The organism is Serratia sp. GW822-FHT06D09 (assembly GCF_058799515.1).
On the sequence record NZ_JBXALO010000003.1, the window covers coordinates 211,124 to 235,194 of the forward strand.

The following is a 24,071-nucleotide window of genomic DNA, read 5'->3' on the forward strand; positions in this document are numbered from 1 at the left end:
ACGTCGTCCGGGTGGCTATTTCGCCGGCCCGGCCTGCCGCAGCATGGTGCAGAACGCGCACTGGCATCCCGCCTGCGGCAGCGCGGCGCAGGTACCGATATTGACCGCCTGCGCGTCCATCGCGTGAAAACCGTAAAACATATTCTCCAGGCTGTTTTCCGCTGCGCGCGCCTGTTCAGGCTGTGGCTCGGGCACCTTGGACTGAAACGCGGCGGCCCGACCGGCCAACAGGCCAAGGAACAACAGCGAAAGCTGAATTTTCATTTTCGTCTCCCCGATGTGATTTCTGATACGTTATAACAAAACACCCATTCTGCCAACCGTCGCTGCCTTGTGCATTTTCCGCCATAGGTTAGCGAAATTAGTTCGTTCAACTCCCCGCCGATTTGGTTTGTTATCTAATCCATAACATTCCGAAATAAAGAAGGCGTGGCACACTATGTTTAAGTTCTCTTTCAATAGATTAACCAGCGGAATAACAGTGGCATTGGGCTTGACGGTGGCGGCTACTCCGGCGCTGGCGTCGGTGCAGGGCGGCACGCTGATCTACCTGGAACAGCAGGCGCACACCAACCTTTATCCGCCTTCCGGCGGCTTCTACCCCAACGGCGGCATCCTCAACCAGATCACCGACAAGCTGACCTACCAGAACCCCAAAACGCTGGAGATTGAGCCGTGGATCGCCGAATCCTGGAGCAGTAATGCCGACAAAACCGAATACACCTTCAAGCTCCGGCCGGGCGTGACCTTCTCGGACGGTACGCCGCTGGACGCCAACGCGGTGGCGAAGAACTTCGATACCTATGGCCTGGGCAACAAAGAGAAACGTCTGCCGGTCTCCGAGGTGATCAATAACTATGACCACAGTGAAGTGATCGATCCCTTGACCGTGAAGTTCTACTTCAAGCGCTCTTCGCCGGGTTTCCTGCAGGGTACTGCCACCATAGGGTCAGGGCTGGTTTCTCTCAGCACCTTAAACCGTAATTATGACGAATTGGGTGACGCGCGCCATATCATCGGCTCCGGCCCATTCGTGGTCAGTGCCGAAACGCTGGGGCGCGAAGTGGATCTCAGCGTGCGCAAAGATTACCGCTGGGGCCCGGCCAGGCTGACGCAGCAGGGGCGCGCCAATCTGGACGGTATCAAGGTGATCGTGACCGGCGAAGACAGCGTACGTATTGGCGCATTGCAGGCCGGGCAGGCGGACTTTATTCGGCAGATCCAGGCCTATGACGAGAAACAAACCCAGGATCAGGGTTTCACTATCTACGCCGCCCCAACGCGCGGCGTCAATGACAGCGTGGCCTTCCGGCCGGACAACCCGTTGGTGAGCGACCTGCGCGTGCGTCAGGCATTGCTGCACGCCACCGACAGCAAGCAGATCGTCGAGACGCTGTTCTCCGTTAACTATCCGCAGGCCAAATCGGTGATTGCTTCTTCCGCCGCCGGTTTTGTCGATCTTTCCGCCAAACTGAAATTCGACCCGGATCTGGCTAACCGTCTGCTGGATGAAGCCGGCTGGAAGAAGGGCGGCGACGGTCTGCGTGAGAAGGATGGCAAAAAACTGTTGTTGAACGTTTATGAATCGCTGCCGCAACCGCAGAACAAGGCGGTGCTACAGCTGGTTTCGCAGCAGTGGGGCAAAGTTGGCGCGCGCTTGAACATTCTGGCGGGCGACGCCGGCAGCAAGGTGGCGGATAACCTGGATCCGCAGAAAACCCCGGCGGCGGTGGTGGAAGTAGGACGGGCCGATCCGGATGTGACTAAAAGTCAGTTCTACCCGACCAACCGCGATGCGCTGTTGCAGCAAGGCGGGACGGGCAAAAACAGCGCATTTAAAGATGACAAGCTGAACGCGCTGCTGCTGGGCATCGATTCAGAGGTGGATGCCCAAAAACGCCTGCAGATTGCCGGCGAAGCGCAAAACTACCTGCTCGATCAGGCCTACGTGATCCCGTTCTTCGAAGAGCCGCAGGTGTTTGCCGGAGCGCCTTATCTCAAGGGCGTAAGTTTTGAAGCGGTCGGCCGCCCGAGTTTCTACGGCGCATGGCTGGAAAAACGCTGAGGAGACCATGATGAGCCGATATCTGGCACGGCGTATCGGGCAGGCGCTGCTGGTGCTGTGGGCGACCTTTAGCCTGTCGTTTATCTTACTGCAGGTGCTGCCGGGTGATGCCATTCTGATTAAGTTTCAGAACCCGGACATGGGCCTCAGCCCGGCGCAGATCGCCGATATGCGCGCGGCCTATGGCGCCGATGTGTCGCTGTGGCAGCAGTATCTGCATGCGCTGGGCAACGTGCTGCGCGGGGATCTCGGCTATTCCATTCAGGCCGGCGTGCCGGTGACGGAGCTGTTGGCCACCAACTTGCCCGCCACGTTGCAACTGGCGCTATTGGGGTTTTCGCTGGCGCTGATCCTGGCGTTGGCGTTGGCCTTTATCTCCAATTTGACCCGCTTTGGCTGGCTGAGGTCATTGCTGCAGTCGCTGCCATCGCTGTTTGTCTCGGTGCCGACCTTTTGGTTGGGCATTGTGCTGATCCAGCTGTTTTCTTTTCGGCTCAAGCTGATCCCGGTGATCAATCCGGGGGAGTGGGAAGGGCTGATCCTGCCGATTGTGACGCTGGCAATACCGATTTCCGCCCCGCTGGCGCAGATCCTGATCCGCAGTATCGACCAGGTACAAACCCAACCCTTTGTCGCCGTGGCCCGTGCCAAAGGCGCCAGCCGCAGCCGGGTGCTGTGGCGGCACGTGGCGCGTAACGCCATGCTGCCGGTGCTGACCATCGCCGGTATTTTACTCGGCGAACTGATCGCCGGCGCCTTGATCACCGAAACCGTGTTTGGCCGCAGCGGGCTGGGGCAACTCACCTTGCAGGCGGTACTGAATCAGGACGTCGCGGTGCTGCAAGCGATCGTGGTGATTTCCGCCGCCGCTTTCGTCACCCTCAATCTGCTGGTGGATCTGCTGTTCCCGCTGCTGGATCCGCGATTGAAAACCCATACAGGAGCCGCCGTATGAGCAGTATCTCCTTTGAGAAATCCAGCGTGCCGGAGCGCGATCTGGGCGCGGTGGAAAGCGAAGGCACTTTGCCAACGCACCGTCCGCGCCGCCGTCGTGTACCGCTGACGCTGTTGCTGGCCTGGGCGGTGATTGCCATCGCGGTGCTGTGGGCGCTGGCACCGCAGCTGTTCACGGCCTACAGCGGCACCGAAGGCATTGCCGGGGCGCAGCGTTTGGCACCGGGGGGCGAACATTGGTTGGGCACCGATCAACTGGGGCGCGACCTCTATGCGCGCATTGTTTATGGCGCTTCGCAGACGCTGTCCGCCGCGCTGGTGGCGGTCGCTTTAGGCCTGCTGTTGGGCACCGCGCTGGGGCTGATTGCCGGTGCGGTGGGCGGCATCGCGGATGACGCGGTGATGCGCCTTGTCGACGTGTTGCTGTCGATTCCCGGTCTGCTGCTGTCGTTGAGCATCATTATTTTGCTGGGCTTCGGCACGGTAAATGCCGCCATCGCCGTGGGGATTACCTCGGTAGCGAACTTTGCCCGCCTGGCGCGCGCCGAGGTGGTGCGGGTACGCCACAGCGATTACGTCGAGGCGGCCTATGGCAGCGGCGGTACCTTCTGGGCGGTGCTGTGGCGGCACATTTTGCCGAACTCGTTAACCTCGGTAATTGCCTTCTCGGCATTGCAGTTCGGCAGCGCGATTCTGGCGATTGCTACCTTGAGCTTCCTGGGTTACGGCACGCCACCGCCGACGCCAGAGTGGGGGCTGCTGATCGCCGAAGGGCGCAACTATATTTCCACCGCCTGGTGGCTAACCACCTTCCCGGGGCTGGCGGTCGTGGCGGTGGTTCTGGCGGCCAACCGCATCAGCCGCGCATTGGGGAGAACGCCAGTATGAGTATTCAGAGCGCATTACAACGGGCGAGCGCCACACCACCGGTACTGGAGCTGGAACAGGTTTCGATCGCCTATCAGGGCGCGGCTGGCAATCAGCGGGTGGTGCATCAGGTGTCGTTTGCCATTCAGCCTGGGGAAGTGGTGGCGCTGGTCGGCGAGTCCGGTTCCGGCAAAACCACCACCGCGCAGGCAATCATTGGTTTGCTGACGGAAAACGGTCGCCTGGAGCAGGGGGCAATACGGCTGAACGGCACCGACATCAGCCACTGGTCATCAAAGCGTCTGGATGCGGTGCGCGGGGCGCAAATCAGTTTGATCCCACAAGATCCTTCCAGCTCACTCAATCCGGTGAAAACCATTGGCGATCAGGTGGCAGAGATCATCAACATTCACCGTCGGCTGCCGCGCAAGCAGCTGCAGCAGCGGGTGGTGGCGTTGTTGACCCGCGTCGGTTTGATGCATCCGGAGCTGCGGGCGCGTCAGTATCCGCACGAGCTTTCCGGCGGCATGAAACAGCGGGTGTTGATCGCCATTGCCATTGCGCTGCAACCGGCGTTGATTATCGCCGATGAGCCGACCAGTGCGCTGGATGTCACGGTGCAAAAACGCATTCTCGATCTGATCGACGAACTGCGGCAGGAGTTTGGCACTGCGGTGCTGCTGGTGACCCACGATCTGGCGGTGGCGGCGGAACGCGCCGATCGGCTGCTGGTATTTCGCCATGGCCGGGTACAGGAGCAGGGAGTGACTGCCGAGGTGCTGCGCGCCCCTGCCAGCGACTATACCCGCCGGCTGTTTGCTGACGTGCCCTCATTGAGCCGTGCAGTGGTGCCGCAACCCGGTCACCGCACGCAGGAGCTGGCGATCCAGGTCAATGGACTGGTGAAAGATTTCCCCTTGGCCGGTAGCGGTGGCAAAACTTATCGGGCGCTGGATCAGGTGTCGTTCAGCGTGCCTGGCGGCACTACCCATGCGCTGGTGGGGGAGTCCGGATCCGGTAAAACCACATTGGCGCGCTGCCTGCTCGGTTTCCAACGGCCGGACGCCGGGCAAATCATTATCGACGGCGTCGACTTTACGCGCTTGAAGGGCGAAGCGCTGCGCCAGTTCCGCCGCCGCATTCAGCTGGTGTATCAGAACCCATTCGGTTCGCTCGATCCGTCCCAGACGTTGTATCAGGTGATTGAAGAGCCGCTGCTGAATTTCGAGCCGCTGACCCAGGCCGAGCGCTATCGCCGGGTGCGAGATTTGTTTGAACGCGTGGCGCTGCCGAACGAATTGCTGAGCCGTAAACCTCGCGAACTTTCCGGCGGCCAGCGACAGCGGGTGGCGATCGCCCGGGCGCTGGTGCTGCAGCCGCGGGTACTGGTGCTGGATGAAGCCACTTCGGCATTGGATGTCACGGTTCAGGCGCAGATCCTGCGGTTGCTACAGGATTTGCAGCAGGAATTGGGGCTGACCTATTTATTTATCTCACACGACCTGGCCACGGTCAGGCAGATTTCCCACAGCGTTTCGGTGTTGCACCGCGGCGTGCAGGTGGACAGCGGGGCGACCGGTGAGCTGTTCGCCATGCCGGGCAGCGATTACACACGTCAGCTGATTGAAGCCATTCCCGGCCGTCAGCTTTATGCCGAACAGCCCCAGATTGAGGATGCATTCTATGAGCAGTAAAAGACTCGGTTTTTTCACCCGGCTGCTGGATCAGGGCAGTGCGCAGCAGCGTTATCGGCTGGCGACCGAACAGATCGTGCATGCCGAACGGGCCGGCTTTGACAGCGCCTGGGTGGCGCAGCACCATTTTCATGAAGACGAGGGCGGCCTGCCTTCACCGCTGGTGTTTCTGGCGCAGGTGGCGGCGCGAACCCGCCATATCCGGCTCGGCACCGGGGTGATCACGCTGCCGATGGAGTCTGCGATTCGGGTGGCCGAAGACACTGCGGTGCTGGATCTGCTGTCCGACGGCAGGTTGGAAGTCGGTATCGCTGCAGGCGGCACGCCTTCTTCGTTCAGCGCCTTCGGTTTCGACGCCGCACAGCGTCACACGGTGTTTGCCGACAATTTCAGCACCCTGCTGCGAGCCTGGCGCGGTGAGGCCCTGGGTGGTGAAGATAACCGCCTGTATCCGGCGGCACCGCAGTTGGCCGAACGGGTCTGGCAGGCGACCTTTTCGGTGGAAGGCGGCGAGCGCGCCGGGCGGGCCGGTGACGGCCTGATGCTGTCGCGTACTCAGCCGCGCCCGGCAGATGCGCCGGATTTGCCGCTGGACGAATTGCAGAACCCGATTATCGACGCTTATCTGGCGGCGCTGCCGCCCGGCATTGCGCCGCGCATCATGGGATCGCGCACCGCATTGGTAACCGACCACGGCCAACAGGCGCGGGACTTTGCCGCCAAAGGGTTGAGCCGTGGGCTTGAGCGCCTGCGTGCCAGTGGCCACCGGCCGTCCGACGAGTCGCTTGATGGGTTGATCCGCGCTTTTGACGTGCACCTTGGCACCACGGAGCAGGTGATTGCTTCATTGCAAAAAGACAGCGCGCTGGCGCGAGTGACCGATCTGGCATTCCAGGTGCACTCTATCGATCCGCCGCACGCCACCATCCTGCGTTCTATTGAATTGATCGCCCGCCACGTTGCCCCGGAGCTGGGCTGGCAACGCCGCAATCCCGCATCCGTCTCCTACGAACATCACGCTGAGGAAAAGGTATGACTGCAACATTGCTCTCTAAAGATTTGCTGGCTGAGCTGGCAGAGATCGCCCCCAATTCTGCATTGGCTCAGGCCAGAGCTACCCGACAAGCGGCGACAGATGCGATTCAGGCCAGCTATCTGGCGCTGTTCTCCCCCGCTGATGCCGGCGATTTCCCCGTCGTGCAACGGTTGCAGCTCGCGCAGCGCATCAGCGAATGGCATGCGGACAAACTGCTTGCTGCACACTACGGCACCTTGTTGCAGCAGGAGGGGGGCGTTCAGCCTGGCCCGCATTTGCAGGCAGCGTTCGATCACGCCGAAAGACTGGCGTTCAAACCCGCCAGCGCCGACGCGCAGCATTTGCAGGCATTGCAACAGGCCGGCTGGACGCTGGACGCTATCGTCACCCTGTCGCAGCTGATCGCCTTTGTTAGTTTCCAGAGCCGCTTGCTGACGGGTTATCGGCAGCTTGAAGGAAAACCACTCGAAAGCTCCGGCGGAGCACCCGTCAGGGCTGGCGGGTGGCGTACCGAATCCGTGACTCTTGGCGGCCGCCACGCACCACCGGTGTTTACCCGCCAGGAACTGGGTTGGGAGCCCTGGATTGCTGCCAAGCCGCTGGCAGAGTTTGATGAGCAAGGCCAGGCGCTTTTGACGCGCTTCGGGCACAGCGACTCGGATTATTTCCGCCTGCTGGCGCGTAACCATCCGGTGCTGGAGCAGAGAACGTTGGCGGATCGCGCCATTTTCTACACGCCGGGTGGGTTGGAACGTAAGGATCGCGAGCTGGCGGCAACGGTGGCCAGTAAGGTGAATGGCTGTATCTATTGCGCTTCGGTGCATGCCCGCAAGGCGGCGCTGTTGTCCAAGCAAACGGATGAGGTACAGCGGCTGCTGGATGTGCCCCCGGGCGGCATTTTGAGCGAGGGGCAACGGGAGCCGTGGCGGACGCAGATAGACTTCGCCGCTGCGCTGTCCGCCACGCCGCCGCAGGTCAATGCCGGGCATCTGGCGGCGTTGCGCGAGCAAGGGTTGGACGAACTGGCGTTGCTGGATCTGGTGCAATCGACCGCGTTCTTCGCCTGGGCCAATCGGCTGATGTTGACGCTCGGCGAGCCTTTCGACGATCTATAAACAACCTTCAGCACAATCCACGTTAATGGGGCGAAAGTATGCGCCCCTAGGCAATTAAAGAATAATTATTACCGTTCCCTACAGGTTTTTAACTCGGTTAACAAATCCACACACCTCTTTTCGTTAACATTACGAAGAATTCAAAATGCAATAATTGCCCATGTTCATTAATGCTCAGATACTCAGCCCTACAATAAATCTAATGCGGTCAGGACAGTTCTGTTCGGCGCAAATACATTTTTACAGGGCAGGGATACGATGGGCAGTTTTCTTAAGCAGGTGTATCGTTATTCTCATTCACGGCCTTATCGGCACAATGAAAATCTCTGGCCCTACGTAAAAATCGAACGTGCAGACAGCGGCGAGATTGCCGAATTGCATTATAAAAAGCAGACTGTTCCTATAGTGACGCTGTCAGCTGTTAAAGACAGCTGCAAGGGGCCCATATTATTGACCGCTACGGGGCCGTCGGTGAACGCCATTCGCTTTAGTGAACTGCCTGAGATGCCGGCCATCGGGGTCAATGGGGCTTTTAGTCTGAGCCAAAAGGTTAACTTTCGGTTTTATGTGATTGTCGATATGGGGTTTATCGATCGGCGGCCGGATATTATCGAAAACATTATTCAGGCGCCGGATTTAATCCTTTTTACCACGGTTCACGGCGTGGCGAAAATTATTGATTGCTTCACTTTGGCAGGCGTGAAATGCCGGTTTTCAGTGGTTGAGGACGCAAGCTGCAAAATTTACAGTCCCCAAATTCCTCTCTCGGCATTGTGGGACCATTATCACAAAGACCGCAGCGTTTTTTTCTCGCCTGGCAACAAAACCATCGCCTTCAGCCACGATATTCGACACGGAGTTTTTGATGCCGGCACGGTAGTGTATTGGGCTTTTCAGATCATTGCCTTTCTTGGGTTTAAACAGCTATTTATTGCCGGGCTGGATATGAATAATTTTAATTTGCCGCGTTTTTATGAAACTCATGAAAATAAGTTGCCGACATTTTTGCCGGAGAAGGTCGATGACCTGATTATTCCGGCATTTAGCCATGCCGGTGAGAGAATGAAGATGAGAAAAATGGTGATTAGAAACTTTTCATTAAACAGCGCAATAGATACCGGTATTTTTGAAAAGGTTGATAGTAATGATTTTTTCAAAAATAATTGAGTTCACCGAACGACTCTCTTTTTACGCCATGCTGGCCTTTTCTTTTTTTAGCGCCATTTTTTGCGGTTTTACCCGGGTCAATAATTTATTCCACATCGCGGCATTCTTTTTTCTGCTGACGCTGGCCACACGCCCCGGAGTTCGCTCTGCCTGGCTTAACCGGCGTGCCGCAAGCGCGGGAATGGCGCTGGCAGCCTGCTTTCTTGCCTATTATGCCGTCAGCAATCTTTGGGGCGGCACGTCGGATGATACGGCATCTACCCTGACGCACAGCGTTTATATCCTGCTCTATCTGGCCTTGCTGGTCACCGTATTGGAAAGTCCGGAGCGCAACCTGCTGCTTTGCGCCGTGATCGCCGGCATCACGCTGCTGTGTTTGTATCTGGCGTGCGTTGATTTCCGGGAAATTTATACTCTCCGAGAAACCTCCGGAGCCAACCCTGGCCCGCGCAACGTGATCGACCTGGCCGGCTATGCGGCGTTGGGCATCATTCTAAGCCTGATGGTGTTCCGTGATACCGGGAAGAAAAGGGCGCTGTCAGCGATCCCGCTGTTGTTCGCTTTTATGGTGTTCACCCAAAGTCGCGGCCCCCTGATGGCCTTATTGACGGCGTTGGCGTTAACCACCTCCTATCTGGCGCTGAATAAAAAATCGCTGCTGGCCATTGCGGCCGCGGTGTTATTTGCCGTGGGTGCAGTGCTGTTTTCACCAATCGGTGAAATGTTGATTACGCGTTTTGAAGAGCTGTATCAACAGAGCTTTGTGCGGATGAGCATCTGGCGGCACAGCCTGTCGTTGGTCGAACAGGCACCGTTCTTTGGCTATGGCTTTGATAAGCAGCTGACCTTTACCAATTACACCGGCGAGTTTATTCATACTACCCATAGCCTGTATTTGGGAGCGTTGCTCAAAGGCGGGTTGGTGGGGTTTTGCCTGTTTGCCGCTTTATTGACGTTTGGCACACAGCTGGCCGTGCGTCATCTCCGGGCCGGTCGCCGCCTGGAAGCGGCTTTGTACCTGTTTATGCTGATTTTCTACTGTTCACAGGGCATGTTTGTCATCGCGAACCCAGCCGAGTTTTGGTACCTGTTTTGGTTCCCGCTGGCGATGGTCTTTGCCCAGCCTCCGCTGATTAGCCCACCGGCGCGCTAATTTTCAGCGCGTTCGTCACTTTTTCAAACACCTCATTTTCAGTGATGATGCTGAGCGGCTGTTGGCGTTGCGCGGCATTGAGCTTTTGTTCATCCACTGGGACGTACATCACCTGATGCAATTCACTGTTTTGATAGGGGCCGGTGTGCTGTGGATTGGCGGTAACAAACAGGCTGACGGTCGGTGTTTTCAGGGCGATGGCCAGGTGCAGTGGGCCGGTGTCGCCAGTGACCAGCACCTGCATGTTCGACATCACCGCCAGCAGTTGCGGCAGGGTGGTTTTGCCAATATGGCTGACCACGCGCAACTGCTCGGCTGCCGTCAGCCCCGCCATAAACGCCCGTTCAATAGACAGTTCTTTGGGGCTGCCGATTAATTCAATCTGGTGGTGCGGCGAAGATGCCAGCAGCAGTTTCGCCAGACGAATAAACTGCGCGACCGGCCAGCAGCGCAGCGTTTCAGAAGCGCCCATTTGCAAGCCGATCGAAATTTTTCCTGCGGCTTTAGCCACTGGCGAAAACTCGACAGGAATAAACATCTCGGTGTTGTCGCTTTGGCAACCCAACTGAGCCACCAGATCCAGCTTGCGTTGAATCAGATGGCCGCCGGTGCTGCGGCTCACGCCACACAGCCAGGGCTCCATGCCGGTGGCTTTATTACCGTAAGCGTCTTTGAAGACATATTGGCAACCGGCAGTAATGGCGACCATCACATCATAAGGGGATTTGGAGTGCAGGATAATCGCCAACTGAGGCCGGTGTTGGCGCAGTTGGCGAATAACACCGAGCATGTCTTTCGCTTTATGATCCCAATAAATAACCTGATTAAAGCAGCGGCTGGTCGCGACCAACTGTTTGTTCTTGTGGCTGGAAATCAGGGTGATGTTTGCTGCCGGGTAGCGTTCACGCACCGCGCGGATCGCCGGCGTGTTAAACATCAGGTCGCCGAGGGCGCTGGTGGAAAAAATCACGATGCGTTCAAAAACCTGCTCAGGCTGAAAATGGGCCTTATCCTTAAAGTTGCCACCCAGCCGGGTATACATCCGCAGGCCAAGGTTGGCCGCCGCTATTTTCCACTGTTTTGACATCTTGTTCCGCTTTGGGTTGATGGGCATGCCGATCTGAACCCTGGCATCATATGACGTTTGTTCTGGTGGGCCAATGGGCGGCAATATCTTGCTACATATGCTTGCGCAACCTTGATAAAGGGGCAGCAAGGCTGCCCCTGGGCGGCGTCAGTTTTGCCAAACCTGCGGGCTGCGCGGCGTATCCATTCGGTAGTCTGAATAGGGACGAGTGAATATCTCGCGCCCCAGCTCGCGGGCGGCTTGCAGCGGGTTACGCGGATCGCGGCTGATTTCGCCCCGGCTGTTGCCCGCGCCATGAACCAGCCCGACGAATTCGGAATGCGAATAGCGGCTGAACTCCTGAATTTGATGCACAATCCCCATCGCGGCACCGGGATAGGTTTCCTCCGAGGCTACCGCCAGCCCGATGCGTTTGCCGCTCATACGCTGATGCACCTGTTCCGCATCGGGGTAGGCGCTGGAGTAGTAGCTGAAAGAGCGGTCGAAAAAGGCTTTGGTTTGCGCCGACATGCCGTACCAGTAAAGCGGGGTGCAGAACACCGCAGCGTCCGCCGGCAGAAAATGCTCAAGGAACAGTTCACCATAACGGTCGGCAGGCGGGGTGGCGTGGCGCTCATCCACCAAAAAACCGTTGATGTAATCGTCTAAAAAAAACAGGCTGGCGTCGGTGCCGACCTCCGCGGCACCCGCCATGATGGCCTGCGCCAGGGTTGCACTGTTGCCGTCGCGACGTGGGCTGCCAACCAGGACGATAAGTCGTTTTGACTGATGAGGTGAATTCATGTCGTTCTCCATTGATGGGGGTGTAGAACACGAGAATCAATTTAGGGTGAATAAAGCTGTAGTGACAAATGACGGCTATTCTTTCAGGATGAGTTCAATTCATCTGTAGGGAGCCCTGACCATGTTTGCCTCGCTGCCGGTTACCGCATTGCGCACCTTTGAATCCGCCGCCCGGCTGCGTAGTTTTAAACAGGCGGCTTTGGAGTTGGCGGTGACGCCGACGGCGGTATCGCATCAGATAAAAGCGCTTGAGCAGCAGCTGGGTTTTGCATTATTCGATCGGATACCGCGGGGCGTGCGGTTGACGCCAAAGGGCGAGCGTTTGTTCGCCGGAGTGCACGGCGCATTGCTCGACGTGGCAACGGTGCTGGATGCTCTGCGACCAACGCCCAGTGCGGGGTCGCTGTGCGTTTCCGTTACCCATTCCTTCGCGGCGCTGTGGTTGGTACCGCGCCTGGGGCGTTTTTATCAGGCCTATCCGCACTATTTGGTACGCCTGGAGGCCTGCGCTGAGGTGATTGATCTGCAGCAGGACGCCAGCGTAGACATCGCTATTCGTTACAGCAGTGCAAACTACCCGCAGTTGTATCAGGCGGCGCGGCTGGAAGAGAGTTTTGGCGTTTACGGCGCCCCGGGGTTTTGTGCGGCGGAGCAACCTGCACCAACCTTGATCACCGTGCGCTGGCGGGATTCCACCCTCTACGAAACCCGCTGGCGCGATTGGTGCCTGGCTGCCGGGGTCGATTGGTGGCAGCGCCACACGACGCTGCGGGCCTATGACGAAGAGCATTATGCGCTGCAAGCGGCGGTGGCCGGGCAGGGGTTGGTGCTGGCCAGCTCGGTAATGGTGTCCGATCAGGTGCGTAATGGCTTGCTGGTACCCTATCGGCCGGATATTCGCGTGCCGGGAGCGGCCTACACCGCGTTGTGTGTACCCGGGCGTGAACGGCACCCGCCGGTACGGGCATTCCTCGACTGGCTACAGCAGGAACTTGGCGGCTGATGAACAGCACAAAATAAAAGTTTTTCTGGCGTGCGGCATGGGAATATTGGATAAATTTGGTATTCCATTCCCATGAGAGAGATGTCCATGAGCCAGCCAAGAGTTTCCGATCACCCGATTGATGCGCAGTTTATTGAACGCTGGTCGCCGCGCGCGCTGGCGAATGATGCTATCGACGATACGACCCTGTTGAGCTTCTTCGAAGCGGCACGCTGGTCGCCTTCGGCGTATAACATCCAGCCGTGGCGCTTCGCTTATAGCAAGCACGGTTCGGCCAGTTGGGATAGCTACCTGGACTTCCTGATTGAATTCAACCGCGGCTGGGCGCAGCACGCTTCGGCGCTGGTGGTGATCATTTCGAAAACGACCAGCCTGAACGGCGAGAAGGAAGTGGATAACCCAAGCCATTCCTTTGATACCGGTGCTGCCTGGGCCAATCTGGCGCTGCAGGCGCATCTGAAAGGCTGGCTGACCCACTGCATGGGCGGCGTTCACCACGATAAAATCAAGGCTGCGCTCAACCTGCCGGATAACTATCAGGTGCATGGCATGGTGGCGATCGGCAAGGCGGGCGACAAATCCCTGCTGCCTGAATTCCTGCAGCAAAAAGAGATCCCTTCAGGGCGTTTGCCGCTGGAGCAGACGGTGGTGGAAGGGCTGAACTTTACCCTGTAATCGCTTTTTCTGAGACTGATCGGCCCGCAGGGTTCCCTCTGCGGGCTTTTTTATTGCCTTGCGTAGATGAGGTAAAACTTTGTGAGTATGTCCATGAGTGCGATGATCGCTATATAATATTTTATATAGCGATTGTTGAAAATTAGGGGAGGGTACATGGACAATCACTTCGGTAAGGGGCTGATGGCCGGGTTAGCCGCGCGGGACGCCAAGCCTGCTGCGCAACTGTCCCGTTTCTGTTGTGACTACAAACGTGGCTTTGTATTGGGCTATGCGCACCACCTAGCGGAAAGCCTGGGTGACGAAAATCAGGCTGCGTTCGAGGCCGGCTTGCTCTGCCGGGCTTACGATCTTAACGGCGAGATGATGAGTGAGTTCTTCACCGGCGGCAGCAACCGCCTGGCAGAAAAGTTTTTCTGCGCGGGGTACAACCGGGAAGGATAACCTTAAGCACCGCCACGCTTTGGCCTGAGCGACTCAGGCCTTGTTCATCACCACCACCAAATAGATGCAGAGTTCAGCGCTTTCATTCTTGAACACGCAGTCGGTCGGTGGGCCAAGTTCCAGGCAATCGCCCTGGTCCATTTCATGGCGGGTTTCGCCTTCCTGAAACACCAGCGAGCCGGACAAAACCCAGATCAATTGCCGCATAAAGGCATAGGCCGAAGCCGGCATGGGGATCGCGGCCCCGGCGGGCAGTTCAATGCGCACCAGATCGAGCGGCAGATCCGACTGCGGCGACACATGGCGGCGCACGTAGCCGCTGTCGGGATCGACCCACAGCGGTTGATCCTGCGTACGCATCAACCGGCCTTCCTGCGTTTCCGCCCGGGCGATCAGTTTGGACATGCTCAGACCGAACGCGCCGGAAAGCCGCCCCAGCAACATCGCCGTTGGGCTACTGTCGCCGCGTTCAATTTTGTGCACCATCGCGCGTGAAACGCCGGCCCGTTCCGCCAGATCGGACAGCGACCAATGGCGTGCCTCACGTTCGATGCGGATCCTCGCGCCGATGCGCTGATTTAGGTTGTCTAATTTATTATCCATATCGTAGTATGATAGTAGACGGTCAACCAAGAGGTCAACATGCTTATCCGTAACGCGACTATAACCGATAGCGCAGGCATTGCCGCTATCTATAACGACGCCGTGCTGAACACCACGGCAATCTGGAATGAACTTAGCGTCGACGAGGCAAACCGCGCCGCGTGGATAACAGAACGGCAGGGGATGGGCTACCCGGTGCTGGTGGCGATTGACGCAGCGGGTGAGGTGATGGGCTATGCCTCATTTGGCGATTGGCGGGCGTGGGACGGCTATCGACACACCGTCGAGCATTCGGTGTATGTTCGGCGAGACAGCCGCGGCGGCGGGGTAGGTAAAACGCTGCTGATTGCGCTGATTGAGCAGGCGCGGGCGATCGGCAAACACGTGATGGTGGCGGGCATTGAGTCCGGCAACCACGCGTCTGTGCAGTTGCACATTAATCTGGGCTTCGAGATGGTCGGCCGCATGAGCGAAGTGGGTGCCAAGTTTGGCAAATGGCTGGATTTGACCTTCCTGCAGCTGAAGCTCGACGACGCCAACGCCCCACCAAAGCGCTAATGGCACAGCGAAAACCGGGATCTCTATGAATATCATGCTATTGCTGCTGGTTGCGGCCGGGGTCAGCCTGGTCATTCAGAACCTGTTGATGGTGCGCATTACAGAGAGCGTGTCGACGGTGCTGATTACGCTGGTGATCAACTCCAGTGTTGGCCTGGTGTTGTTGATGGGCCTGCTGTTTGCCAAAAACGGTGTCACGGCTCTGGCCGAAGTCACGGGTTCCCTGCGGTTGTGGATGTTGTTGCCTGGCTTGTTGGGATCGTTTTTTGTGTTTTCCGGCATTTTGGGTTACCAGAAGCTGGGGGCGGCAACCACCATTGCCGTACTGGTTGCCAGCCAGTTGGTGGCGGGATTGATGGCCGATATTTATAAGGCCGGGCCGGCGGCAATGCGTGAAAATTTGCCCGCGCTGCTGGGGGCCGTGTTGCTGGTGGTTGGTGCTTTTCTGGTGGCCAGAAGAAGTTTTTAACGCCTAAAGAGCCCGCCCGGTTTCCCCCCGAACGGGCCTGCTTATTTATTCGATCAGAATGACAGGGTCATACCGGCGTAATACGCGCGCCCAGGTTCGTTGTAAGTTGATGCCCCTTGGTTCTCGCGGTACAGCTGTTTATCGAACAGGTTACTGATACCGGTATTCAGGCGCAGATCCTTGGTCAGATCGTAATTCACGCCAATCGCAGCCACGGTGTAAGCTCCCACTTCATTGGTCGCCAGCGAACCGACTTCATTACGGATCTCGGCATATTCGCGGGGTTTCTGACGGCCATAGAATGTCCAGGTGAGGTTGGTCGAGAGTTTGTCGGTTACCTGATAATCCAGCATGGTGTTAACGGTGTATTTCGGGATCACGGAAAGCGGGTTCCCGGTATCCTTATTTTCCGATGTGATCATATAGGTGGCGTTGGTACGCCAGTTCAGCCGATCTTTCACTACCGGTATCACCAGGTTGCCTTCAAGCCCTTCCACTACCGCCTTGCCGCCGTTTTCCCAACGCAGAATGTTGTAGCCGTTAGAGGCGTAGCCCACCAGATCGGTCCCGGAAACGATTTTGTTTTTATAATCGTTACGGAAATAGGTAATACCGGCGTTGAACCCTTCATAGGTGAACTCCAGGCCGACTTCTTTGTTGATGCTGACTTCCGGATCCAAGTCGGCATTGCCCATCAGGTAGCAGCTCCCCGTGGCAATGTTGTCCGGGCAGCCGTTGCCGCGGGTGGCCAGCAGGTAGCCTTCGCTGGACTGATACAGGTTTGGGGCTTTGAAGACGCGGGCGATCCCGGCTTTCAGTTTGAAATGGTCGCCAAGTTCCTGCGAGGCATTCAGGCTTGGGCTCCAGTTGCTGCCGAATTTGCTGTGATAATCAAAACGCATGCCGGGGATCAGTAGGGTGCCGGGCAAGACTTCGATATTATCTTCGAAGTACAGGGCGCTGAGTTCCGCGCTGTTTTTGGCGCTGCGTCCGGAAGGATCGCCGGAGATATCGCCGATGGTGACGCCGCTGGCATCGGTGACCTGCATAGAGGCCGGATCGTCGAGCTGCTCACGGTTCCACTCTGCCCCCAGGGTCATGGTTTGTTCGAACCACAGGTTGAGCGGCAGCGTCACTTCACCGGTGGTTCTGACATTTTTCAGCCGACTGGTGTTGAATTGGTCGCTATTGATCATCCCTTCGACACGCCCGGTAGAGCCTTCCTGAAGACGGGTATTGTTGGTTTTTTCGTAGTAAACGCCGACGCGTGACTGGCCCCAATCCCAGATGCCGTTATGGGTGATGCCGTAAGTCTGGCGATACAGGCGGTTGGTTTCTTGTCCGTACAGCGACGAAACCAGATCGTTCGGGCTGAGATTACCGTTGCTGTACTGGGTATCACCGGCGTAGATATTTCCCTGGCGGCTATAGCCCAGCTCAAAATCGAGGATCTGCGTCGGGGTCATTTTCCACGAGAACAGGGCGTTGACGTCTTTGTTGCGTACGCCTTCGCTACCGGCAGCATAGGAACCGTTTTGCGCGGTGTTGATATCCGCCGCATCGGCGTCGGTCTTGTTAAAGTTGCCGTACAGGCGCATGGTGAGCGCGTCGCCGGCCAACGGGCCGCTGAGGCTAAAGTTGGTGCGTTTCGTTGCGCCTTCCTTGTCGTTTTCAGGCTGATTGGTAAACAGCGACAGGCTGCCATGCCAGTCATTGGTGGGGCGTTTGGTGATGATATTAATCACGCCGCCGGCGGCACCGGAACCGTAACGCGCCGCCGCAGGCCCGCGCAGCACTTCGATGCGCTCAACCATTTCCGCCGGCACCCAGTTGGTATCGCCGCGGGTGTCCCTTTCGCCGCGCCAGCTGTAGCGAACCGAATTGCGCGACGTGGTGGGGACGCCGTCGATTAAAATCAGCGTGTTTTCCGGCCCCATGCCGCGTATATCGATCTGGCGGTTATTGCCACGGCTGCCGCTGGCGCTGTTGCCGGTCAGGTTCACGCCGGGCATTTTGCGGATGATGTCGGATAAATCGTTGACCGGCGGATCCTTGGCGATGTCCTCGGCGGTAATAATGGAAACGCCAGGCTGCTGTTTTAATTGTTCTTCCGCCGGCGCCAAAACTACCATTTCCTCACTTTCCGCTGCCAAATCATCGGCAGCATAGCCGCTCCCGCTAATTAATCCCGCCAGCAAAATCGCGCCTGGTTTCAATTTGAAAGAGTGTGTGTAAATCATGCATCTTATCCCTGAAAGTATGTGCAAATATTATTGAATAATTATGATAACGATAACTATTCTCATTTATTGTAAGGAAAGTGCAAATTCACAATATCTCCACAATGTCGTTTCGGGCGGGGTGTGTTTTTATCTGATTGATAAATTTATATTTAAAAAATTTTTCTGATGGTGAGCCTAAGTGTCGCAGGGCAGATGTAAAGCTAAAGCCCGCCTGGTTTTCCCCAAACGGGCCAGATAAAAAAGGAATTAATAGGCGAAAGCGGCCCGGTGTTTGCGGATAAACTCTGGCCAACGAACCGGCTCTTTGCCGGCAATTGTCGGGAAGTTGTCAAAGGTTTCTTCAACGCCGGGAATATCGCGTTCGGCAATGCGGCGCAGATTGTCGCCAACGCAGTTCATATAAGCCATTTCGGCGCCAGATTGCCGCATGTTCTCCAGGAAAATCCGGTAATCGAGCGCTTCATAGCGAAATGGCTGGCCCAGTATTTCCGTCAACATGGTCGCAATCTCGCCATAGGATTTGGCGTCATAACCCAGTCGATAGGTTTTGCCCGCATGCTGTTCAGGGTGCAGCAGTGAACAGGCTGCCGCCAGCGCGACGTCTTCGCCGTCGACCCAACTGAAGGGAGCATCACCGGTGTATTGCTGAATGACGCCGTTGACCACCGCGGGAATGCCACCGTAGCCGATCAGATTTTGCATAAAGCACTCCGGCCGCAAATGCGTAAAGCTGAAACCCAATGCCTCAATATAACGTTCGATCAATTGATGCCAGGCCCAGTGAGCAATGGTGGTGTCGTCGCGGCCGCAGGCACCGAGGTGCACAATATGCTGCACCCCGGCCTGTTTCGCCTTATCGAGAAACACCTTGCTCTGGCGCAGCATGTCGACGGTATAGCCGGTCGCCAGAAAGGCGCGGTCAATACCCTGCAGCGCCGGCGCCAGCGTTTCTTCTTGATCAAAATCCATAATAACGGTGCTGATGCCCTGAGCGGTAAAAGGCTCGGCTTTTTTCGGGGAGCGTACCGCCGCCACCAGCGCAATGGTGGTGTCTGCCTGCAGGTTACGCAAAGTATCGCCGCCTATCTGGCCGGTGGCGCCGGTAATCAGCACCCTTGGTTTGTTTATGCTCATCAATAAACCCTTGTCATGGTCTGTGGTTGAATCGGGCCTGGCCCTGAGGATGTATTACCAGATCGAGTTTACGGGGAATAAATTTCCTATTTAGGCTATAAATTACCGAGTTTATGGAATTAAATTCATTAATGGTGACGGGCTATGTTTTCTTCCGAACGACTCAAAGGTATCGATCTGTTTGTCTGCGTAGCCGATCTGGGCAGCTTTACGGCCGCCGCAGAACGCCTGAATTTGACCGGTTCCGCCATCAGCAAAGGCATTGCCCGTCTTGAAAGCCGGCTGCAGGTTCGCTTGTTTAACCGGACCACGCGGCGTCTCTCACTGACCGACGCGGGGGAAACCTTTTACCGCACCTGCACCAGCGTATTGGGCGAGCTGGAAGAGGCGGAGCTTGCCATGCAGGCCGAAAATGCCGAGCCACGGGGAAGGGTGCGTATCGATCTTCCTGCCGCCTACGGTCGTCTGCATGCTTTACCGGTGATCCTCAAGCTGATTGAGCATCATCCGCTGTTAATGCCGCATATTTCGTTTTCCGACCGCTTTGTCGATCCTGCGATAGAGGGGATCGATATTATTGTGCGTATCGGCGGCGCGGATATTTGGCCGAATACTTTAGGACACTGTTATCTGGGGGCGCAGCGGCATATTTTTTGCGCTTCACCGGCCTATGTGAAAAAGCGCGGCGTGCCGAACAACGAACAAGATTTGGATAATCACAGCTGCGTGGTTTACGGCGAAGGCAACGGTATGCTCACCCCCTGGCATTTTGCCGGCGTGCAGGCGAATAACAGCGAGAAAAGGGTGTTACCGGCGCGGGTGGCTATCGGCGATGCAGAAGGGCAGCTTACCGCGGTTTTGGCCGGGCACGGCATAGCGCAGTTGCCTACCTGGTTGGTGAAACGGCAACTTGCAGAGGGTTCGCTGGTGGAGGTATTGCCTCATCTGGCAACCGATGGATTACCGATTAATCTGGCCTGGCTCAAGAGCCGGCAGGCGCTGCCGAAAGTTCGCGCGTTATTGAAGATCCTGACTGACAATCTGGGGCCAGATGGCAGCATGACCGAGCGCGCCTGAGGTTCGTTAGGCACTTCAGCGACAGAAAAATTCTCAGGAAATGGCGGCGGCGAGGTTGCGCAATTCCGGCAACACGCCCAGGTTTTTCTCCTGCACGATATCCTGACAAACTTTCAGGATCACCGCTTTGACTACGTCGGAGCTTCGCATCAGGTTCTGTTGTTCCATTAGGCTATTGACTTCAGCCAGCTGTTTTTTAGTGACTTTCATTGACAGCCGTTTGGATGCCTTGGCATTTGCCAGCTCGCTGCCTAACAGCGCTTTCAGTCCTTCCTGATGATAGTAGCCGGTGGTCAGAGCATGAAGGTAATACAAGATCAGCGTCTTATGAAAATCTTCGCCCAGTGAAGCATCTATTTTCTGCGTGGCGACGTTAAGAATATCGAGATAGTGCGCTGGAACCCGGACTTCCAGCGCCGACTTGCTTTGTTCAAACTCGCTTTTAATTTGCGGTGTGGATTGAGCCGGGACACTGACCACGGAGTCGCACTGGTTACAGACCGCGGCCAGAATATTCTTCACCGTGCCACGCCGATCGCTGAAGTCCACATCGCGTAAACGATAAGTCGCGATAGATTTCCCGCAGTGGTGACACAGAACGGCACGCGTATCGCCTTCTTTAACAATTTTCACTTTGAACTCCTTGTCGATTTATTGGTGCACGCTGATAAAGATGACGTCGGGTTCCATAAAATAAAATTTTACGTACCAGCAGCAACCGGACTTCCAGGGTTGAAGAATGTGAACGTCAGTAGCGGCATCCTGATGATGTGGACGGCACTGATATGCGTCTCCGGAAGTTTTCCTGATAAGTTCGATTACCTCGTTTTTATCAACCTGACCAGTGGCGAACAGATTCTTGACATCGATGTTGCCACGTACCTCATGGTCATACGCGCCTTGCTGAAGACAGCGTATAGCGAGCTTTTTTACGTCCCTGAATCCCATCTTATCTCCGTATATTGTACGAAATTTGTCGTACGCACAAGGTGTCTGAAAAATTTCATAGCACTTACTCTACTGGCGATAGTGAGGGTGAAGTTAATTGATGAACGTGTGTCGCGTTGAGAAAAGACTAAAAGGCGCAGCACTGCGCAAACCGATGCAACGTGTAGCAACGTTGGCGGAAAAAATGCGCGAAGCCCGCTCAAGTTTCCCTGAGCGGGCTCAAATAGGGTTTACCACTTCGCACATTTATCCGCCGAAAGCAGGATATTGGGCGAAGTTACTTTGCTGAAAGCTCTCTGCGGATGATCTCTGCACCTGCGCTTAAGGCATTGAGTTTGCCTGTGGCTACCCGACGCGATAAAGGCGCCATGCCGCAGTTGGTCGAAGGGTAGAGTTTGTCGGCATCGACAAACTGAAGGGCTTTGCGCAATGTATTGGCCACTTCCTCCGGGGTTTCTATGCTGTTGGTCGCCACGTCAATGGCCCCGACCATCACTTTTTTACCGCGGATCAGTTCAAGCAGATCCATAGGAACATGCGAGTTATGACATTCCAGCGAGATGATATCGATATTCGACGTTTGCAGTTTGGGGAACGCTTCTTCGTATTGTCTCCACTCTGACCCCAGCGTCTTCTTCCAATCCGTATTGGCCTTGATGCCATAGCCGTAGCAGATATGTACCGCCGTTTCACATTTAAGCCCTTCAATGGCTCTTTCCAGGGCGGCGATCCCCCAATCGTTCACCTCATCAAAAAAAACGTTAAAGGCGGGTTCATCAAACTGGATAATATCGACGCCCGCAGCCTCTAATTCTTTGGCTTCCTGATTGAGGATCTTGGCAAATTCCCAGGCCAGTTTTTCGCGGCTCTTATAGTGGTTATCATAAAGCGTATCGATCATGGTCATCGGGCCTGGCAGGGCCCATTTGATGGGTTGCTTGGTCAGCTGACGTAAAAACTTGGCATCTTCCACAAAAACGGGTTTTTGACGCGCCACAGCGCCAACCACGGTTGGTACGCTCGCATCGTAGCGATTACGGATTTTAACCACCTCACGCTTCTCGAAATCAACGCCGCTCAGGTGTTCGATAAACGTAGTGACAAAGTGTTGGCGCGTTTGCTCGCCATCGCTGACAATATCAATGCCTGCACGCAGTTGATCTTCCAGGGACAAGCGCAGGGCATCTTGTTTTCCCTCAATTAATTCCTCATCTTGCAGTTTCCACGGTGACCAAAGTGTCTCAGGTTGTGCAAGCCAGGAAGGTTTCGGCAAACTGCCGGCAGTAGAAGTTGGGAGCAAAATTTTCATAATAAATGACCTTTTATTTTCGATTAATCAAAGAGCGTAGTGAGCAGACCATTGCTCAAGAATATTCTTGTAGGGTTTGATGAAATGCTCTTCAGTAAATTTCCCCTGCTCAATAGCCAACTGGCTGCGTTCTTCTCGGTCATAAACAATTTTCGTCAATGAATGATCCTGTTGATTCAGGCTTGGCTGATAATATTGCCCTGCGGCAGAGTTCGCATTGTAAATCTCAGGCCGATAAATTTTTTGGAAAGTCTCCATCGTGCTGATGGTACTGATAAGCTCAATATCAGTGTAATCACTCAACAAATCGCCGGAGAAATAAAAGGCCAAAGGCGCAACGCTATTTTTCGGCATAAAGTAGCGAACCTGTAATCCCATTTTTTCGAAATACTTCTCAGTCAAAGAGGAGTCATTTTGCTGATATTCTATGCCCAATACAGGGTGTTGGTTACCCGTCCGCTGATAAGTGTCTTTACTTGAGACGCTTAAGCAGATTACCGGTGACTTTTTAAAATTCTGTTTGTACTCCGTTGAGTTGACGAAATACTTAAATATGTTGCCGTGCAGGTCGCCAAAATCATCTGGTATGCTAAACCCAGGTTGGTTTTTGTTGTGTTCCAGCAGCAATACACTGAAGTCATAATCTCGCACATAAGAAGAGAAATTATTCCCGACAATGCCTTCAATCCGCTGGTGAGTTTTTTTATCAATAATGTTGGTTTTTAATATTTCAATCACTGGGAAGGTATTGCCATTGCCTTCAACACTCATCTCGACAGAAATAATTTCAAGCTCGACAGAGTAACGATCGCCTTTTGGATTGTCCCAATGCGCTAACGTATTGAAACGATTATCAATCATTACCAATGTGTTGCGCAGATTCTCCTGGCGATTTTTCCCTCTGGCCAAATTGGCAAAATTGGTGGTAATACGCGTATTCTCAGAGGGGTTATAATCCTCATCGAAAAGGCTGCGCTTAATCGTAAATGTAAAGTCTCTGCTCATCGCGATGTTGCACCCTAAGTTCTGAGATGAAAACTGAATTGGCTTCTTGATTTCGTAGAAGTTACTGGTTTGTTCACTCATCAGTCTTCATGTTGTCAATAAGTTAATGTTGCATATTTTATGCCAGAGCCATCGGATGAGTGAAAGCGACTAAATTTCATTACCACATGAGCTATCTTCATGATCTGACAGCGGCGGGTATCGGCAGAGTTGCCAACCCCCTGGGCTTACCGATCCGCAGCGGCATCCTGCGGGCAGAAACGGTCAACAGAACAGGCCAATGGGAAGGGGATAAAGGCGAGGTGGGGGGGCTGATTGCCGAAGCGCTCGATATCGCACCAGAGCAAATCAGGCCTTCGCGTTATCGCTGAGATATTCCCGGCGCAGCATGATCCGGAATCTGCGCCGCATTTTGTTTATCTGATTGTCATAATCATTTGAACCGTAAGAATAATTGCTATCGTACGCCTCGTTACGTTAAGGCAAATGCCATAGGAGTCTGACTAAAAATCGCACATAGCCCAGAACCATTGACCTGGGGGCTCGTAGCGGCAAACGACTGGAACGTATACTTGACAGTATCATGAACGAGGTGCTGGGCAGCCTGGAAGCTATTCTGAGCTGAAGCTTTTAATTAAATAGAAAACCAAAAGCAAAACGCCCGCTTAAGTTTCCTTAAGCG

The 24,071-nt window shown here is 55.5% G+C and carries 24 protein-coding genes; 15 read left to right on the forward strand and 9 right to left on the reverse strand.

The window, feature by feature from the left end:
* Positions 1 to 15: 15 nt before the first annotated feature.
* Positions 16 to 264: a hypothetical protein gene (locus AC1RKG_RS08680; protein ID WP_044552423.1), complete on the reverse strand. Its 249-nt coding sequence runs from the start codon at positions 262 to 264 to the stop codon at positions 16 to 18.
* 175 nt (positions 265 to 439) lie between these two features.
* Between AC1RKG_RS08680 and AC1RKG_RS08685 the strand changes: the two genes are divergently transcribed.
* The 8 genes from AC1RKG_RS08685 (at position 440) to AC1RKG_RS08720 (ending at position 10,051) form a co-directional block, all read left to right on the forward strand.
* Positions 440 to 2,065, forward strand: a complete 1,626-nt coding sequence (locus tag AC1RKG_RS08685; protein WP_493182737.1) for a TIGR04028 family ABC transporter substrate-binding protein — start codon at positions 440 to 442, stop codon at positions 2,063 to 2,065.
* A gap of 10 nt (positions 2,066 to 2,075) precedes the next feature.
* Positions 2,076 to 3,020: an ABC transporter permease gene (locus AC1RKG_RS08690; protein WP_046373137.1), complete on the forward strand. Its 945-nt coding sequence runs from the start codon at positions 2,076 to 2,078 to the stop codon at positions 3,018 to 3,020.
* The gene (locus tag AC1RKG_RS08695) at positions 3,017 to 3,907 is read left to right on the forward strand and encodes an ABC transporter permease (protein WP_115058480.1); all 891 of its coding nucleotides are present in this window, start codon (positions 3,017 to 3,019) and stop codon (positions 3,905 to 3,907) included. Before AC1RKG_RS08690 ends, AC1RKG_RS08695 begins: the two co-directional genes overlap by 4 nt.
* Complete coding sequence (locus AC1RKG_RS08700; protein ID WP_493182740.1) at positions 3,904 to 5,580, forward strand: dipeptide ABC transporter ATP-binding protein; 1,677 nt, start codon at positions 3,904 to 3,906, stop codon at positions 5,578 to 5,580. Before AC1RKG_RS08695 ends, AC1RKG_RS08700 begins: the two co-directional genes overlap by 4 nt.
* Positions 5,570 to 6,616: a putative FMN-dependent luciferase-like monooxygenase gene (locus AC1RKG_RS08705; RefSeq protein WP_493182742.1), complete on the forward strand. Its 1,047-nt coding sequence runs from the start codon at positions 5,570 to 5,572 to the stop codon at positions 6,614 to 6,616. Before AC1RKG_RS08700 ends, AC1RKG_RS08705 begins: the two co-directional genes overlap by 11 nt.
* Entirely contained in the window at positions 6,613 to 7,731 is a 1,119-nt protein-coding gene (locus AC1RKG_RS08710) for an alkylhydroperoxidase domain protein (RefSeq protein WP_493182744.1), read from the forward strand. Before AC1RKG_RS08705 ends, AC1RKG_RS08710 begins: the two co-directional genes overlap by 4 nt.
* A gap of 258 nt (positions 7,732 to 7,989) precedes the next feature.
* Positions 7,990 to 8,898 carry a WaaZ-like lipopolysaccharide core biosynthesis protein gene (locus AC1RKG_RS08715; protein WP_122079831.1) on the forward strand — a complete coding sequence of 303 codons (909 nt, stop codon included), beginning with the start codon at positions 7,990 to 7,992 and terminating at the stop codon, positions 8,896 to 8,898.
* A complete protein-coding gene (locus AC1RKG_RS08720) occupies positions 8,876 to 10,051 on the forward strand; it encodes an O-antigen ligase family protein (protein WP_493182747.1) in 1,176 nt (391 codons plus the stop codon). The genes AC1RKG_RS08715 and AC1RKG_RS08720 overlap by 23 nt, the downstream gene beginning before the upstream one ends.
* On the opposite strand, the gene AC1RKG_RS08725 is transcribed toward AC1RKG_RS08720, so the two are convergent.
* Together AC1RKG_RS08725 and AC1RKG_RS08730 are read right to left on the reverse strand one after the other, a co-directional pair.
* Entirely contained in the window at positions 10,032 to 11,138 is a 1,107-nt protein-coding gene (locus AC1RKG_RS08725; RefSeq protein WP_115058486.1) for a glycosyltransferase family 9 protein, read from the reverse strand. The genes AC1RKG_RS08720 and AC1RKG_RS08725 overlap by 20 nt on opposite strands.
* Before the next feature lie 147 nt (positions 11,139 to 11,285).
* Positions 11,286 to 11,921: a flavodoxin family protein gene (locus AC1RKG_RS08730; RefSeq protein WP_493182748.1), complete on the reverse strand. Its 636-nt coding sequence runs from the start codon at positions 11,919 to 11,921 to the stop codon at positions 11,286 to 11,288.
* A 121-nt stretch (positions 11,922 to 12,042) separates the two neighbouring features.
* Between AC1RKG_RS08730 and AC1RKG_RS08735 the strand changes: the two genes are divergently transcribed.
* The 3 genes from AC1RKG_RS08735 (at position 12,043) to AC1RKG_RS08745 (ending at position 14,043) form a co-directional block, all read left to right on the forward strand.
* Positions 12,043 to 12,924, forward strand: a complete 882-nt coding sequence (locus AC1RKG_RS08735; protein ID WP_201896449.1) for a LysR substrate-binding domain-containing protein — start codon at positions 12,043 to 12,045, stop codon at positions 12,922 to 12,924.
* Between the two features lie 87 nt (positions 12,925 to 13,011).
* Entirely contained in the window at positions 13,012 to 13,599 is a 588-nt protein-coding gene (locus tag AC1RKG_RS08740) for a nitroreductase family protein (protein WP_493182751.1), read from the forward strand.
* A gap of 156 nt (positions 13,600 to 13,755) precedes the next feature.
* Positions 13,756 to 14,043, forward strand: coding sequence for a DUF2623 family protein (locus tag AC1RKG_RS08745; RefSeq protein WP_020827688.1), 288 nt, complete (start codon positions 13,756 to 13,758; stop codon positions 14,041 to 14,043).
* A gap of 33 nt (positions 14,044 to 14,076) precedes the next feature.
* Here the strand turns inward: AC1RKG_RS08745 and AC1RKG_RS08750 are convergent, their stop codons facing one another.
* Positions 14,077 to 14,646 carry a helix-turn-helix domain-containing protein gene (locus AC1RKG_RS08750; RefSeq protein WP_493182752.1) on the reverse strand — a complete coding sequence of 190 codons (570 nt, stop codon included), beginning with the start codon at positions 14,644 to 14,646 and terminating at the stop codon, positions 14,077 to 14,079.
* Between the two features lie 39 nt (positions 14,647 to 14,685).
* On the opposite strand from AC1RKG_RS08750, the gene AC1RKG_RS08755 reads away from it, so the two are divergent.
* Positions 14,686 to 15,204 carry a GNAT family N-acetyltransferase gene (locus AC1RKG_RS08755; RefSeq protein ID WP_187961644.1) on the forward strand — a complete coding sequence of 173 codons (519 nt, stop codon included), beginning with the start codon at positions 14,686 to 14,688 and terminating at the stop codon, positions 15,202 to 15,204.
* Positions 15,205 to 15,223: 19 nt separating this feature from the next.
* A complete protein-coding gene (locus tag AC1RKG_RS08760; protein ID WP_371078261.1) occupies positions 15,224 to 15,673 on the forward strand; it encodes a DMT family transporter in 450 nt (149 codons plus the stop codon).
* A gap of 53 nt (positions 15,674 to 15,726) precedes the next feature.
* On the opposite strand, the gene AC1RKG_RS08765 is transcribed toward AC1RKG_RS08760, so the two are convergent.
* Both AC1RKG_RS08765 and AC1RKG_RS08770 read right to left on the reverse strand, forming a co-directional pair.
* Positions 15,727 to 17,913 (reverse strand): TonB-dependent siderophore receptor, encoded by a 2,187-nt coding sequence (locus AC1RKG_RS08765; RefSeq protein ID WP_493182755.1) that lies wholly within the window; start codon positions 17,911 to 17,913, stop codon positions 15,727 to 15,729.
* Positions 17,914 to 18,162: 249 nt separating this feature from the next.
* A complete protein-coding gene (locus AC1RKG_RS08770; RefSeq protein ID WP_493182757.1) occupies positions 18,163 to 19,050 on the reverse strand; it encodes an SDR family oxidoreductase in 888 nt (295 codons plus the stop codon).
* 144 nt (positions 19,051 to 19,194) lie between these two features.
* On the opposite strand from AC1RKG_RS08770, the gene AC1RKG_RS08775 reads away from it, so the two are divergent.
* Positions 19,195 to 20,127, forward strand: a complete 933-nt coding sequence (locus tag AC1RKG_RS08775) for a LysR family transcriptional regulator (protein WP_128865675.1) — start codon at positions 19,195 to 19,197, stop codon at positions 20,125 to 20,127.
* Positions 20,128 to 20,160: 33 nt separating this feature from the next.
* Here the strand turns inward: AC1RKG_RS08775 and AC1RKG_RS08780 are convergent, their stop codons facing one another.
* The 3 genes from AC1RKG_RS08780 to AC1RKG_RS08790 all read right to left on the reverse strand — a co-directional run bounded on the left by AC1RKG_RS08780 (position 20,161) and on the right by AC1RKG_RS08790 (position 23,389).
* Positions 20,161 to 20,760 carry a hypothetical protein gene (locus tag AC1RKG_RS08780; RefSeq protein ID WP_130016407.1) on the reverse strand — a complete coding sequence of 200 codons (600 nt, stop codon included), beginning with the start codon at positions 20,758 to 20,760 and terminating at the stop codon, positions 20,161 to 20,163.
* 592 nt (positions 20,761 to 21,352) lie between these two features.
* Complete coding sequence (locus tag AC1RKG_RS08785) at positions 21,353 to 22,384, reverse strand: methionine synthase (protein WP_493182759.1); 1,032 nt, start codon at positions 22,382 to 22,384, stop codon at positions 21,353 to 21,355.
* A gap of 27 nt (positions 22,385 to 22,411) precedes the next feature.
* A complete protein-coding gene (locus tag AC1RKG_RS08790; RefSeq protein WP_128865677.1) occupies positions 22,412 to 23,389 on the reverse strand; it encodes a DUF1852 domain-containing protein in 978 nt (325 codons plus the stop codon).
* A 167-nt stretch (positions 23,390 to 23,556) separates the two neighbouring features.
* On the opposite strand from AC1RKG_RS08790, the gene AC1RKG_RS08795 reads away from it, so the two are divergent.
* Positions 23,557 to 23,760 carry a hypothetical protein gene (locus tag AC1RKG_RS08795; protein ID WP_493182761.1) on the forward strand — a complete coding sequence of 68 codons (204 nt, stop codon included), beginning with the start codon at positions 23,557 to 23,559 and terminating at the stop codon, positions 23,758 to 23,760.
* Positions 23,761 to 24,071 lie beyond the last annotated feature (311 nt).